The sequence below is a fragment of the Helicobacter magdeburgensis genome (assembly GCF_000765825.2).
Lineage (GTDB): Bacteria > Campylobacterota > Campylobacteria > Campylobacterales > Helicobacteraceae > Helicobacter_C > Helicobacter_C magdeburgensis.
The window spans coordinates 1-12,722 of record NZ_JRPE02000005.1 but is presented as its reverse complement, the minus strand read 5'-3'; the positions used below and the strand labels follow the sequence as shown (position 1 = coordinate 12,722).

Genomic DNA, 12,722 nt, shown 5'->3' with positions numbered 1-12,722 from the left:
ATCACTCCTTTATATAATGTGTATTGTGTAAAAACATCATCGTGCCTTTGGCTTTGTTGCAAAACTTTGCCACGACATCGCATTTGATTTTAAAAAGTAAGAAAAGTCGCTCATCTTTATAAGATTCTAAACATTCAAAATTCCCCATACCTTTGGCTAGAATCATATCCGCAGAATCATAAAGGCTTTGGGTTTGAGAATTCGCATCAGCATACACAAAGCCCGGACTTCTCACACCTGAGCTTAAAACTTCACAAGATTCTAATAAAGGCTGTGCTAATGGGTGAAGCATATCCTGCAATGTCAAATCATTGATAATCGCCCTGCCACGCACCGCATAGCTTATGCTAAGATGTGGATAAATAGCTTTAAGCGTGACAATAAGTAGAGCATCAAAGATATTTTCCCCCGCATTATCCGCAATATATAAAAGACTTTTAGCAGATTCTAATTTTGAGATAAAAGGCTTTAAGTCATACGCCCCAAAGTCCAAAGATTTAAAATCAAAATCTGCATTGTCAAAGCTAAAGCTATGCTGTGAGCCATAGTCAATAACATTTCCTAAAATCGCCATTCTAACCGCCCAATCTAGCCGAGTAAAGATAGAATCTTTACTCCATACTATTTTTTCATTATGTATTTGTGGCTCAAGCTTTGGGGCAGGGTAGCGTGAGATAAGCTCTTGGCAGATATGAAAGGCTTTTTGTATGCTCTCTTGTTTGATATGTGCGTATGGGTCATCATTTTGTAGCGTGGTGGATAAATCTTTATAAATATCAATAGCAATTTGTGGGGGTGTGAGAAGATTATCTTGCTTATTTGGTGTGATATAGCTTTGTTTAAGAGATGCAAGTTTTTTTTCAACGCATTCTTGCAAGGGTTGTAAATTATGCGTTGGAAGCATTTTTGAAAAGTTTTTAATCTGCCTTTGTAAGCAGTCAAAACACATCTCTTGTGCTATCATTTTGTCTCTGTCATATTGGAGACTTTGCCCCACATCAAGCGATATTTGCGTTTCATAAATTCAATCTCTTCCCTTGAACGCTCTAATTCCAAACGCAAAGTCTCCATTGTTTTTTTATCATCATCATACACTTCCTGCATAGAAATCAGGGCATCTTTTAAAAACGAGTTTTCATTTTTAAAGGCACTGATGGTTTCATCTTTTGCTGAAATAACCTTATCGTGCAGTCCAAGGATAGTGGAGATTGTCTTTTCTACAAAGACGGGATCAAGTTCCTTGCCATTCATATCCGCAGAGACTAGCCCAGATTCTACTTTTTTCACAAGGGCGGAAGTCCCAGAAGTTGCATCAACAAAAATCTTATTTTCCTCCTCCTTGCTTTTAATGCTCCCCTCATTGATTAAGTCCATAATCTTTGTTTCATCAAGCCCAGAGAGCTTAATAAACTCGTGGAGTTCTAGCCAAGTTGTCGTATTTTCCATAAATCCCCCTTAGATTCTCACTTCAATCTCTGCTGAATCTAGCTCTACCTTTTTGGCTTTCATCACGCGATCTTCAATGAGTTTCCCAGCTAGCTCATCATTTTTAAGACTTAGAATCTGCATAGCTAAATACGCCGCATTAATCGCCCCAGCTTTACCAATACTCACCGTTGCCACAGGCATAGAGCTAGGCATTTGCACCGTTGAAAGCAAGGCATCAAGTCCGTCCATTGCCCCACCGCTTAAAGGCACACCAATCACAGGCTTACAAGTTTGAGAGGCAATCGCCCCGGCTAGATGGGCTGCCATTCCCGCTGCACCGATAAAAACTTGTGCGCCACGAGATTGTGCGTCTTTGACATATTCTTTTGTGCGTTCCGGTGAGCGATGAGCCGAGCTTATAATCACTTCATAAGCCACATCAAATTTTTTAAATACTTCTATACATTCACTCATCACATTCCAATCGCTCTTACTCCCCATAATCACGCTAACAAAGTCCATTTTCACTCCTTTTGGCTCTTTTAAAATGTGCGGATTCTAGCATATTTGTATTAATTCCTTGTGTGCCTTAGAATGTCTTTAGCCACTCTATAATGCAAGATTCTAGCTCTGCCACATCAAGCACATCTTTTTGCACTTCATCTTTGCTAAAAAGATCTGTGATTTGTTTTGAGATTGTGCAGTTAGCTTTGGCACAGATTGTTTTAATGGCTTCTTCATCACAAATATTTTGGGAAGATTCTAGAATCTGCTCTTGTGTTAGAGCAGCACTTACACTCGGGGCGAATTTACTCCATTCCGCTGTGGCTAAAATAATGCTTTTATTTATCACGCCTTTTTCCTGCAATGTCTTTGCTACATAATAGCCAATAGCCGTGTGTGGGTCAAGCACATAGCCATTTTTAAAGCATTCTGCGATACTTTGCAGACATTGTGTATCATCGCAACTCATCGCACTAAAATCTTCTCTCACAAGAGCAAGTTCAGAATCTAAAAGGCTATATTTACCCTGTGTTGCAAGATTCTCCATTAGCTCCTTTGTGCGTTTAGCCCCAAAGTAAAAATACAGCATTCGCTCTACATTTGAGCTTTTTAGAATATCCATTGCTGGAGATTTTGACTTGATAAGATGACGAAAAGAAATATCATATACACCCATATTTATAAAATCGCTTAAGATATTATTGACATTAGAGGCAACCACAAGCTTGTGTATGGGTAAGCCCATTTTTTTAGCAAAAAATGCCCCTAAAATATTGCCAAAATTCCCACTAGGCACGACAATGGATAGCTTCTCTCCAAAGGTGATACTGCCATTTTTTACCGCACTCATATATGCCCAAAAATGATACACAATTTGAAAAACAATGCGTCCTATATTCACAGAATTAGCGGCGGAGAGCGAGATTCCAAGATTGTTAAGCTTGTGGATAAAATCTTTGTTGGCTAGGAGATTTTTTAACGCACTTTGGGCATCATCAAAATCCCCCTTAATGCCAATAACCTTGCAATTTTTAGATTCTTGTGTTGTCATTTGCAGTCTTTGCACATCGCTTGTGCCGCCACTTGGGTAGAGACATACAACTTTTATATACTCTTTATTCGCAAAGCTTTGCAGTGTCGCAGGACCGGTATCACCACTTGTAGCAGCTAGAATCATAAAAGGGGTTTTATTTGTTTTGGCAAAGGAAGAGAGTAAAACACCAAAGGGTTGTAACGCCATATCCTTAAAAGCTCGTGTGGGACCAGAATGGAGATTGAGCATAAAGAGATTTTTGCTTAAAGTGTGGAGTGGGGCGGGATTTGTAGGATCATCAAAGTTATCATAGCTTTGCAGGGCTTGTTGCAAAAGATTTGGGTTAAGATTGAGATTCAAAGAAAAAAAGAGCCTTTCGCATAATTGTTTATATGAGAGATTTTGAAAACTTTGTAGCATTTCTTGACTAAACAAAGGAAGTTTAGAAAATGTATAAAGTCCGCCTTGTGGGGCATTTGGATTAAGCATTGCGTGTTGAAAAGTAACGCCTAAATCTTTATTATCATCTCGTGTGGAAATAAACATACTCATCATAAAATCCTTCATATATTGTGATAATTTTTGTAGCAATCTCTGCATTCTAGCATATTTTGTTTTAACGCTTTATTTCCATATCTTGGCTGTAAAACACTTCACGCACAATCTTGCCAGATTCATCAAACTCTACTGCCCTGCCTTCTTTTTTGCCTTGTTTGTAGTGGAGCTGATGCCAAAGTTTGCCACTTTTTATATCATAAATATTCATCTGCCCTTCTTGCAAACCATAGGCAAAGTTCATCTCACTTTTAATCTTGCCACTTGTTACATCAAAAAGTCTGCAAGGTCCGTGAAGTAGCCCATTACGATAATGGGCTTCATAAATCAGCACACCTTTTTGGCTAAACATTTGAAATAACCCCTCTCTTTTGCCATCAACATAAAATGCCCTCTGTGCGACACCGCCATCAAGGTAGTATAGAATCTCTTTGCCGTGCTTGATTTTTGTGCCATTTTTGTAAGTGATTTGGGCGTTATATGTGCGTCCATCTTCTTGTATTTGCTCGTTTTTTTCTTCTCCTGTGATATTTTCAAGCATTTCTTGTGTGTAGGCTTTTTTGTGGGTTTGGCTTTTTTGTGGAGATAAAGGCTCTGTGGAAGCCATAAAATCTTGCTCTTTTTGACTGCTTGGAGTGCTTGTGTTTGACTCATTTGTGGGGTTTTGGGCAGGGTTTGAGATAGAATCTTTGATGGCATTTTTAGCAGAAGTTTGAGTAGGTTTTTGAGTGGGCTGCTTTTGCTTAGACTTTGCATTTTCGTTTTGTTTTTGAGTGAGCGTTTTTGCGGGGGTTGAGATTGTGGCTTCTTGCGGTGTTGGCTCTTGTTGGCAGGCGGTCAAAAACCCTAACACATAGCAAAAGATAAGAAAGCTACAAGCTTTTGTTATTATTTTGCCCTTTGTCATTTTCCCTCCTTTTAGTAGCACGGATTCCAGCGGCAGCTTGTTTCATTAATGACATTGCCTTTTGTATCATATTGTTTTACCCACTGCTTCCTGCCTTGTTTATACATTGTCTCAAAAGTGAGCTTTTCATACTTGTCAAATTCCTGCCTTACGCCCTCACGCATATCATTTTTATAAAAAAACTGCTCTTTTACTTTGCCAGATTCATAGTATTTTTTGCCCTCACCCTCGCGTTTATTATCCACATACATTTGTGAGCTTTCAATCTTGCCAGATTCATAATAAAGTGTGCGAGTATTTGTCTCCTTGCCTTCAATATACTCTCGTGATTCTTTAAGTTTGCCATTTAAGTAGTATGAGCGGACAAGCCCATTGTATTTATCATTAATGTAATTTGCACGGAAAATCACAACGCCATTTGGTGCGATTTTAATTTGTTTGCCACATTTGAGCGTTGTGCCTTTGCAGTATTGTGTCTTTATGGTGATAGGTGAATCTTTGCTCCCTGTGTAGGAGATTCTTAATTCTAGCTCATTTGCTTCACTCTGTGCTGCAAGTGTTGTGAAAGCAAAGACTACGCTTAAGGCTAAAAAGATTCTTTTTATCACATTTTTTATCACTTGTCCCCCTTAGATTTTCCCCATAGACCTAGAACTAGCCTTTTAGGCGTGTGATATTGACACCTAGATTAAGAAGCTTTTTTTCAATTTGTTCATAGCCTCTATCAAGGTGGTAGATTCTGTGGATATTTGTTACCCCCTCACTCACAAGGGCAGCAACGATGAGGGCAGAGCTTGCCCTTAAGTCTGTTGCCATTACATCAGCTCCAACAAGGGGGCTAATGCCCTTTATCGTGGCGTGATTGCCCTTGAGTGAAATATCCGCTCCTAAGCGTTGCAATTCACTCACGTGCATAAAGCGATTTTCAAATAATCGCTCTTCAGTCACGCTTGTGCCTTCACATTGTGTCGCTAGAGCCATAAATTGCGCTTGCATATCAGTTGGGAATCCGGGATATTCAGTGGTAATAATCTCAAAAGGCTTTAGCTTTTGTGCTGGAAGTATGGTAAGTGATGTATCGTGCTTATTAAAGCTAAAGCCAATTTCTTCTAGTTTATCCGTGATGGCTCCAAGGTGGGTATTTTGCACCCTTTCAAGCGTGATAGAAGAGTTTGTGATTGCCGCGGCACATAGATAAGTCCCAGCTTCAATTCTATCAGGGATAACTTCAATAGGGTTAAAATCAAGCAATTCTCCGCCATTACCTTCAATAACTAGCTCATTTGTCCCAATCCCTGTAATCTTAATGCCACTTTGGGCTAGAATCTCGCATAGTTGCACGACTTCAGGCTCTTTAGCAGCATTAATAATACGCGTTGTGCCTTGAGCCAAGGCTGCTGCCATAATGACATTTTCACTGCCTGTAACGGTGATTTTATCAAATAAAATATCAGCCCCTTTTAGTCCGCCTTTGGCTTCAGCGATGATATATCCGCCCTTAATTTGAATTGTTGCACCCATTTTCTCCATAGCCTTGATATGCAAATCCACAGGACGCGCACCGATAGCACAGCCACCGGGCAAACTCACCTCGCAATGTCCAAATCGTGCTAAAAGCGGTCCAAGCACAAGAATAGATGCACGCATTTTTCTCACAATATCATAAATGGCTTTAGTATGCACGATGTTTTGGGCTTGAGCTTTGAGCGTGTTGGGATTAAGCCACTCAAGATTCACGCCTAGGTGTTCTAAAAGTTTAGCTAGGGTTTTGACATCAGCTACATCAGGCAGATTGCTGATTGCTACTTCGTTTTTACTAAGAAGTGTGGCTGCAAGTATGGGCAGGGCGGAGTTTTTCGCACCAGAAATGCTAATGCTTCCTTGAATCTTGGGAGTTTTGTGTATTTGTAAAAAATCCATTTCTTATCCTTTTGTTTGTGCTTATTTGCTTTCGCGTTTTTGTAAGGCTCTGCCAATCGCCTCTTTGATATTTGCTTTGCTTTCAGGGTTGGCAGATTCAAGGCTATCTTGAAAATTTACTACTTCATCAACCTCCATAAGATTCATATTTACGGCAAAGGCAGAGATAAGCTCAATCCACAAGCCATACTCTTCGCCATTCTTTGGATAAGTCTTAAAAGAGCGTAAAAATTCATCAAGCAATGGCTTAAGTTTAGCTTTGTCATTTGCAAACTCATTGAGTTCTTGAGAAAGAGCATTTAGGCGACTTTCTTTTATCTCTGTCTTATCATTCTCAAGTGCAACAGCCAAAAGCCCAGCAAAGATAACAGGTAAGCATAGCAGAAAAAACACTAACCAACAAACAACATAAAAGCTAATATTAAACATTTAATGGCTTCTAGTGCTTAAAATGCTCATAAAAATCAATTGTTGCTTTTACATAGCCATCAATACTTCCGCAGTCATAGCGTTTGCCTTGAAATTTATAGGCTAATACTCTGCCTTGCTTGGCTTGCTCTAAAAGGGCATCAGTGATTTGAATCTCCCCTTTTTTACCCGGCTTTGTAACACGCAGAATATCAAAAATATCAGGCGTTAAAATATAGCGACCAATAATGGCAAGATTGCTAGGGGCTTTATCAACGCTTGGTTTTTCTATCATATCGCTTACACGATACACGCCAGATTCTATCTCTTCGCCTTGGATAATGCCGTATTTATCCACTTCATTCTTATCCACTTCTTCAATGGCCACAATGGAGCAACGATATTTTTTATATAAAGCTACCATTTGGCTAAGCACACCCGCACCTTTTGCATTATGACACAAGTCATCAGCAAGGATTACGGCAAAAGCTTCATTGCCAATGAGTGTTTCGCCTGTCAAAATAGCGTGTCCTAAGCCTTTCATTTCATTTTGTCTTGTGTAAGAAAAGGTGCAAGAGCTTGTGAGTTTTCTAATGCTGGAGAGTAGCTCTTCTTTATCTGTGCCAGAGATTTGATGTTCTAGCTCATAATTTATATCAAAATGATCTTCAATACTGCGTTTGCCCCGCCCTGTAACAATACCTATCTCATAACAACCAGATTCCAAAGCTTCTTCTACACCATATTGAATAAGGGGCTTTGTAAGAATAGGGAGCATTTCTTTTGGCATAGCTTTTGTTGCGGGTAAAAATCGTGTGCCATACCCAGCGGCGGGAAATAAGCATTTATGTATCATAGAATCTCCTTAGTTGATGAGTGTTTGCTTGAGATATTCTTCAAGATTGATAGTATTGCCAAAACTCTCTTGATAAACAATATAATTTGCTAAAACTCTAAAGCCATAATCGCGGGATTCTTTATAGGGGATAAGCTCCATAGAGAGCCACGGCTCGTAGTTGCGATTTTTCAAAAAGAATTTTTTTGTTTTTAATGTGCGACGTAAAAAGCCCGGACCGCCATTATAAGCATAAGATACAAAAAGTGGGTGTTTAAACTCCCTGCCCAAATCATTAAGATAGAATGTCCCAAATTCTAGGGCGGTTATGGGGTTAAACATATCTTCAAGCGTGATATTGTCGCGTTTTAAGCTTTTGGCAAAAGGCTCCACATTAAAAGGCATAATCTGCATCATACCCAACGCATAAGAAGTTGAGACAAGAGCAGGCAAAAGGGTGCTTTCCTGCTTGGCAATAGCATAGGTAAAGGCTTTTTCGTGATCACTTTTCCACTTAAGCTTGTCGCTAAAAGGCGTGATAAAATAGTGAATCTTAAATTTATTGAGCTGATTTAAAACATAAGCTAGATGTGCGCTTGTATCTTCATAGGTGAAATGTTTGCTTAACTCTTCTAAGTCTTTATCGCTTTTAACTTGCGAGAGATTATCTTTTAAAAGTTGCCATTGGAATGGGTCTTTAATGTCAAAATCAGGTTTTTTAGGTGAGAGTTTGCCCAAATCCGTTACTACTTCGTAGCTTGGTTTTACGCCTAACTTTTGATTAGCATAAATGGTGTAGAGATCCACATTTGTGCTTGAAGCAAGATTCTTTAAGACTTTGTTATCGTGGCTTAGGGAGTATTCCCAAAACAAAGCACGATTTTTTTGCATAGCTGTTGGGGCATTTTTACTTGAAAGTCTAAAATATTCTAATGCCGCTTTGGGCTTTTGGTGTAAAATCTCATTAAGCCCTAGTAAAAAAAGTGTGTAAGAATCTGCCCCTGTAATTTTTGCACCAATAAGCGATTTTTTAAACTTTGCATAGCTGTTATCGTGCGTAACGATGATTTTTTGTAGCATATTATTAAAAGATTTGTTATTTTCATCAGCAAGTTTTTTGAGTGCTTGGGGTTTAATGGTTTGATTAATAATTTGTAAGCGTTGGTTATCTCTTAGTGCATAATACAAGGCTGCAAAAGTCGCCGCATCGCTATTTAGCATACCTGTTAGAATATTTGGTTTGCTTAGAATCTCAATGCGTTTTTTGTATGTAGGATCATTTTGAAAGGTTTTGAGCAAAAAGTCTTTGTTTTTCTGTGGCATTGTGGGGACATTAGCGAGATTTAGCCCTGATTTTATACAATCTTTGTCTTGCTTTTTTAGACTTTCAAAGCTCAAGCGTTGGCAATAAAGTTTGCGTGGGAGTTCGCTGACTTTTCCTTTAGCACTCATAAGGCTATCAAGCTTTGAAGTTTTGCGGTGGATAAGCTCATAGGCTTTGAGTGCATCTTGCAATGAAGTATGCTCATTTGATAAAAATTGCCAGATGTAAAAATCCCTTGCCAAGCCTTTTGGCTTAGATTCTAAAAATTCAAGTGTAATATCCGTTTTGGCAAAGCCAATACAAAGGGCTAAAAGCAGTAAGATTAAACTTCTCATTTTTATCCTTAAATTTGCAAAGTTTTAGCGTAGTTTAATAAAATCTGCACAAGAGATAAATCAATAAATTTAAGTAGCACCGCCACAATAAGTGGGGCAAAGTCAATGCCATTTATCGCTGTTGGTATAATGGAGCGTAGCCTAGCATAAAGGGGCTGTGTTAGGCGATTTAGCACTTGCACGATGGGGTTGTATGGATCAGGTCTTACCCAGCTTACAAGTGCGGCAATCACAATCACCCACACATAAAGATTTATAAGCATACTCAAAATCACAGCAACCGCATTTAAGAGAGTGCCTACTACCATCATCTCCTCCTAGTTTTTTATGGCTTGGTTTTTTATAGCTTGTGTTGAATCTGCATTTGAATCCGCAATGGCATTGCTATCTAACCGCACAATGTCTTTTAAGAAAAATCGCAAATAGGGGTAAATCTCGCTTAATTCTAAGCCGTGCGTTTGCCCGGTGAGCAGAATCCTTAAAGGCTTAAAGAATTTTTTGCCCTTTAAGTTTGAGCGTTGCATTAGGGCATTTTTTAAGCTTTCATAATCCTGTAAATTTAAGTCCTTAGATTCTATCATCTCGCATAAAATCGCATATAAAATTTTACATTCTTCTATGTAACTCTCTCCATTTTCAGCCCTCTCTATGCACTTTGGAGCAAAAATCTTATCTAACTTTTCTCTTATCTCATTAAGTGTGCTTGCCTCTTGCAAATGTAGCTTTGCTAATGCCCCCACACTTGAATCTTTGCTATCAACAAGCAGGGCAAATTCCTGCTCGTTTAGCATTTTTAAATGCTCTCTATTTAAGAATCTTAATCGCTTAATATCAAACTTCACAGGCGATTTAGCGATATTTTTTATATCGAACCACGCAAAGCTTTCTTGCAGTTTAAACACTTCTTGGGGCGTATGATTCCCCATTGAGATGAGGTAGTTGATAATCGCTTGGGGTAAAAAGCCCTGCTCAAGCAGCCACGCCACAGATGAAGCACTATCTCGTTTGCTCATCTTGCTGCCACTTTCCCCCAAAATAATAGGCAAATGTGCGTAGCCTAAGACTTTTTCATAACCCAAAGCACGATGGATTAGAATCTGACGAGGTGTGTTGCTTGTATGATCTTCCCCACGCACCACAAAGCTTACATCATAAAGCATATCATCTACCGCACACGCGAAGTTATAAGTTGGGATTCCATCTTCTTTAATAATCACAAAGCTATCAATCTCGTGGGGTTCAAAGCTTAGATGTCCTTTGATAGCATCTTCAAAGCTAATGGTAGAACTTGCCCCTTTAATGCGGATAACAGGATTTTTATTTGTATGCTTTTCAAGCTCCGCCCACTGCATATCGTAGCGAAAGGGCTTTTTTTGTGCTTTTGCCTCTTCTCGCTTAGATTCTAAAAACTCCTTAGAGCAGTAGCAATAAAAGGCTAAATCTTTTTCTATGAGATATTGTGCGAGTTGGCGGTGCTTGTCAAAATTATGGCTTTGATAGACTAGATTGTCCCACAACAAGCCAAAAAGATTTAAAAGAGATAGAATCTCCTTATCCTTGCCTTCAATATTTCTTGCTAAGTCTGTATCTTCAATGCGGATAAGGAACTTTTGGTTAGTTTGTTTGGCAATAATGTAGTTAAAAATCGCAGCCCGCAGGTTGCCTATATGCATATCACCTGTGGGAGATGGAGCAAAACGCAGCATTTTTATCCTTTAAGCATTTGGCTAAACGCCTTGGCATTAAACTCATTAAAGTTGTAATTCTCGCTTGATGTGCTAGGTGTGCTAGATTCTATTAACGCATCGCTAAGGGTTAGAAGTAATTGTGTGATTTCCTGTGATTTTTCCTCTATGTAGGCGATAAGGGCTTGTGTATTTGAATCTGCTTGAAGCAGTGGCATAGGATTATCAATACAAAATGTGTAAGAAGTCGCATTGAGTGTCGTGCTAAGCTGTGTGTTAAAGAGCTTGACCCCCATAAAAGCGGTGTTTCCTATAATGTCTTGCAAGTCTTGTGAATCTTGTGAAAGGCTGTTTGCACCCAAATCTTTTGCTAGTTTCAAAATCTTTCTACACGCCACATTTGCCGTTTGCAATGCTCCTATAAACTCATTTGCCCCTTTCATATCCTCGCTAAATTTATGTATGCTTTGCGTATTAGAATCTTGGCTAAATTGCTTTTCTATGTCCTTTTGGTGCTTTTGCATTGTGGCGATTATATTTTGCATATTGACCTCTTCACTTTGGAATCTTGTTGATTGTTCAAGCATATTTTGTTCCATATAATGCGTTGTCTTTTTGCCACTTTTTTGGGAGTTTGCTTTTTGTGTTGCGGCACTACCGCTTTAGGTAGCTTCTTACACAAAAAGCTACACAACCCAAAAAATTGTTCAAAAATACTTCCGCATTTTCTTTGGCGGGTATTGCCATTGTAAGTTTTGTTTCACTTTTTTGAAGTTTGGATTCTAGCTTGAAAAAATGTATAGTCATTAAATATGTGTCAAACTAGGCATAGCGATAAGCCGAGTTCTGTCGTGGGTGGCTATTTATCTAGGGCATATTTCACAATATGTCTCAAGCGAAGAGTTTGAAGTGTAAGACGATAACCATACTCTTCTTGCTACGGATTGGGTTTGCATTGACATTTTGCATTGCTGCAAAATCGGTAGGCTCTTACCCCACCTTTTCACCCTTACTTTTTTGCAAAAGCGGTTGTTTTCTGTTGCACTTTCCCTTAAGTTGCCTTAGCCATTTGTTAAATGGAATCCTGTCTTTGTAGCTCGGACTTTCCTCTTTTGTTAAACAAAAGCAACCACCTACTATGCCTAAGTGCAAATTATAGCAAAATTTGTTACAATACCCGCAATCTAACTTTAAAAAGGCTTAAATTTTGCAGAATGATACGCAATATCTCATCGGGCATCACATCGGTAGAACGGCTAGGAGTTTTCAGGAATTTTTCATTAAAGAGCTTAAGGCTCATAATCTTAGCTTTGAGCAAGGTGTCATTCTCTTTATGGTCTCAGAAAATCCCAAGATTCACATTAGCCATATCGCAAGGGAGTTGCATAAGGATAAGGCGACTATTTCACGCGAGGCTAATTCCCTTGTCAATAAGGGCTTGTTTGTAAAAACACAAGATTCTTGTGATAAACGCACTATGCTACTTATGCTTACACCAAATGGTGAAAATGCACTCAATCTTATTAAAGATAAAATCAAAAAACTAGAATCTTTGCTTTTTTCGCGTTTTTCACAAGATGAGATTAACACCTGCCTAAATGTGCTTGAAAATATGCGTTTGGCGATTAAAGAGGGTTTGAAAGAATAAAACGAAGTGTCTTTGTTATTACTAAAATCTTTTCTTTTTTCATAAGGGGGAGGGGTTTGAATTTGCGTAAAACGGGTTTGCTTCGCTACACGCGAAGTCACCCCTCCCCCTTATGTATCCCCCACCCGACGACGCTTTAA

At 38.9% G+C, this 12,722-nt stretch carries 14 protein-coding genes and 1 other RNA gene; 1 reads left to right on the top strand and 14 read right to left on the bottom strand.

Annotated features, from left to right (window positions below):
- Position 1: 1 nt before the first annotated feature.
- From LS74_RS04345 to rnpB, 14 genes are all read right to left on the bottom strand, one after another.
- The gene (locus tag LS74_RS04345) at positions 2-964 is read right to left on the bottom strand and encodes a damage-control phosphatase ARMT1 family protein (protein WP_034585831.1); all 963 of its coding nucleotides are present in this window, start codon (positions 962-964) and stop codon (positions 2-4) included.
- Positions 961-1,446, bottom strand: a complete 486-nt coding sequence (locus LS74_RS04340; RefSeq protein ID WP_002957097.1) for a DUF3972 domain-containing protein — start codon at positions 1,444-1,446, stop codon at positions 961-963. Before LS74_RS04340 ends, LS74_RS04345 begins: the two co-directional genes overlap by 4 nt.
- A 9-nt stretch (positions 1,447-1,455) precedes the next feature.
- Positions 1,456-1,950 (bottom strand): 5-(carboxyamino)imidazole ribonucleotide mutase, encoded by a 495-nt coding sequence (gene purE, locus LS74_RS04335; RefSeq protein WP_034585828.1) that lies wholly within the window; start codon positions 1,948-1,950, stop codon positions 1,456-1,458.
- A 67-nt stretch (positions 1,951-2,017) separates the two neighbouring features.
- Complete coding sequence (gene thrC, locus LS74_RS04330) at positions 2,018-3,517, bottom strand: threonine synthase (protein ID WP_034585825.1); 1,500 nt, start codon at positions 3,515-3,517, stop codon at positions 2,018-2,020.
- 64 nt (positions 3,518-3,581) lie between these two features.
- Positions 3,582-4,427 (bottom strand): hypothetical protein, encoded by an 846-nt coding sequence (locus tag LS74_RS04325; RefSeq protein ID WP_034585822.1) that lies wholly within the window; start codon positions 4,425-4,427, stop codon positions 3,582-3,584.
- An 11-nt stretch (positions 4,428-4,438) separates the two neighbouring features.
- On the bottom strand, positions 4,439-5,047 hold the full coding sequence (locus LS74_RS04320; protein WP_034585818.1) for a toxin-antitoxin system YwqK family antitoxin: 609 nt from the start codon (positions 5,045-5,047) through the stop codon (positions 4,439-4,441).
- Positions 5,048-5,081: 34 nt separating this feature from the next.
- Entirely contained in the window at positions 5,082-6,347 is a 1,266-nt protein-coding gene (gene murA / locus LS74_RS04315) for a UDP-N-acetylglucosamine 1-carboxyvinyltransferase (protein ID WP_034585814.1), read from the bottom strand.
- Positions 6,348-6,368: 21 nt separating this feature from the next.
- The gene (locus tag LS74_RS04310; RefSeq protein WP_034585811.1) at positions 6,369-6,776 is read right to left on the bottom strand and encodes a hypothetical protein; all 408 of its coding nucleotides are present in this window, start codon (positions 6,774-6,776) and stop codon (positions 6,369-6,371) included.
- A gap of 10 nt (positions 6,777-6,786) precedes the next feature.
- A complete protein-coding gene (gene galU / locus LS74_RS04305) occupies positions 6,787-7,611 on the bottom strand; it encodes a UTP--glucose-1-phosphate uridylyltransferase GalU (RefSeq protein ID WP_034585808.1) in 825 nt (274 codons plus the stop codon).
- Between the two features lie 9 nt (positions 7,612-7,620).
- Positions 7,621-9,249 carry a lytic transglycosylase domain-containing protein gene (locus tag LS74_RS04300; RefSeq protein WP_034585805.1) on the bottom strand — a complete coding sequence of 543 codons (1,629 nt, stop codon included), beginning with the start codon at positions 9,247-9,249 and terminating at the stop codon, positions 7,621-7,623.
- 8 nt (positions 9,250-9,257) lie between these two features.
- Positions 9,258-9,557: a YggT family protein gene (locus LS74_RS04295; RefSeq protein WP_034585802.1), complete on the bottom strand. Its 300-nt coding sequence runs from the start codon at positions 9,555-9,557 to the stop codon at positions 9,258-9,260.
- 9 nt (positions 9,558-9,566) lie between these two features.
- Positions 9,567-10,955 (bottom strand): glutamate--tRNA ligase, encoded by a 1,389-nt coding sequence (gltX, locus tag LS74_RS04290; protein ID WP_034585799.1) that lies wholly within the window; start codon positions 10,953-10,955, stop codon positions 9,567-9,569.
- Between the two features lie 2 nt (positions 10,956-10,957).
- On the bottom strand, positions 10,958-11,521 hold the full coding sequence (locus LS74_RS04285) for a flagellar FLiS export co-chaperone (RefSeq protein ID WP_236096798.1): 564 nt from the start codon (positions 11,519-11,521) through the stop codon (positions 10,958-10,960).
- Between the two features lie 232 nt (positions 11,522-11,753).
- Positions 11,754-12,079: RNase P RNA component class A (gene rnpB / locus LS74_RS04280), an RNA gene on the bottom strand.
- A gap of 62 nt (positions 12,080-12,141) precedes the next feature.
- Between rnpB and LS74_RS04275 the strand changes: the two genes are divergently transcribed.
- Positions 12,142-12,582, top strand: coding sequence for a MarR family winged helix-turn-helix transcriptional regulator (locus LS74_RS04275; RefSeq protein ID WP_034585792.1), 441 nt, complete (start codon positions 12,142-12,144; stop codon positions 12,580-12,582).
- The last annotated feature ends 140 nt before the right edge of the window (positions 12,583-12,722 follow it).

Bases quoted from the DNA above. Each gene is read 5' to 3' on its own strand.
- LS74_RS04345 (WP_034585831.1), bottom strand. From the start codon at position 964: ATGATAGCACAAGAGATGTGTTTTGACTGCTTACAAAGGCAGATTAAA.
- LS74_RS04340 (WP_002957097.1), bottom strand. From the start codon at position 1,446: ATGGAAAATACGACAACTTGGCTAGAACTCCACGAGTTTATTAAGCTC.
- purE (WP_034585828.1), bottom strand. From the start codon at position 1,950: ATGGACTTTGTTAGCGTGATTATGGGGAGTAAGAGCGATTGGAATGTG.
- thrC (WP_034585825.1), bottom strand. From the start codon at position 3,517: ATGAGTATGTTTATTTCCACACGAGATGATAATAAAGATTTAGGCGTT.
- LS74_RS04325 (WP_034585822.1), bottom strand. From the start codon at position 4,427: ATGACAAAGGGCAAAATAATAACAAAAGCTTGTAGCTTTCTTATCTTT.
- murA (WP_034585814.1), bottom strand. From the start codon at position 6,347: ATGGATTTTTTACAAATACACAAAACTCCCAAGATTCAAGGAAGCATT.
- LS74_RS04310 (WP_034585811.1), bottom strand. From the start codon at position 6,776: ATGTTTAATATTAGCTTTTATGTTGTTTGTTGGTTAGTGTTTTTTCTG.
- galU (WP_034585808.1), bottom strand. From the start codon at position 7,611: ATGATACATAAATGCTTATTTCCCGCCGCTGGGTATGGCACACGATTT.
- LS74_RS04300 (WP_034585805.1), bottom strand. From the start codon at position 9,249: ATGAGAAGTTTAATCTTACTGCTTTTAGCCCTTTGTATTGGCTTTGCC.
- LS74_RS04295 (WP_034585802.1), bottom strand. From the start codon at position 9,557: ATGGTAGTAGGCACTCTCTTAAATGCGGTTGCTGTGATTTTGAGTATG.
- gltX (WP_034585799.1), bottom strand. From the start codon at position 10,955: ATGCTGCGTTTTGCTCCATCTCCCACAGGTGATATGCATATAGGCAAC.
- LS74_RS04285 (WP_236096798.1), bottom strand. From the start codon at position 11,521: ATGCTTGAACAATCAACAAGATTCCAAAGTGAAGAGGTCAATATGCAA.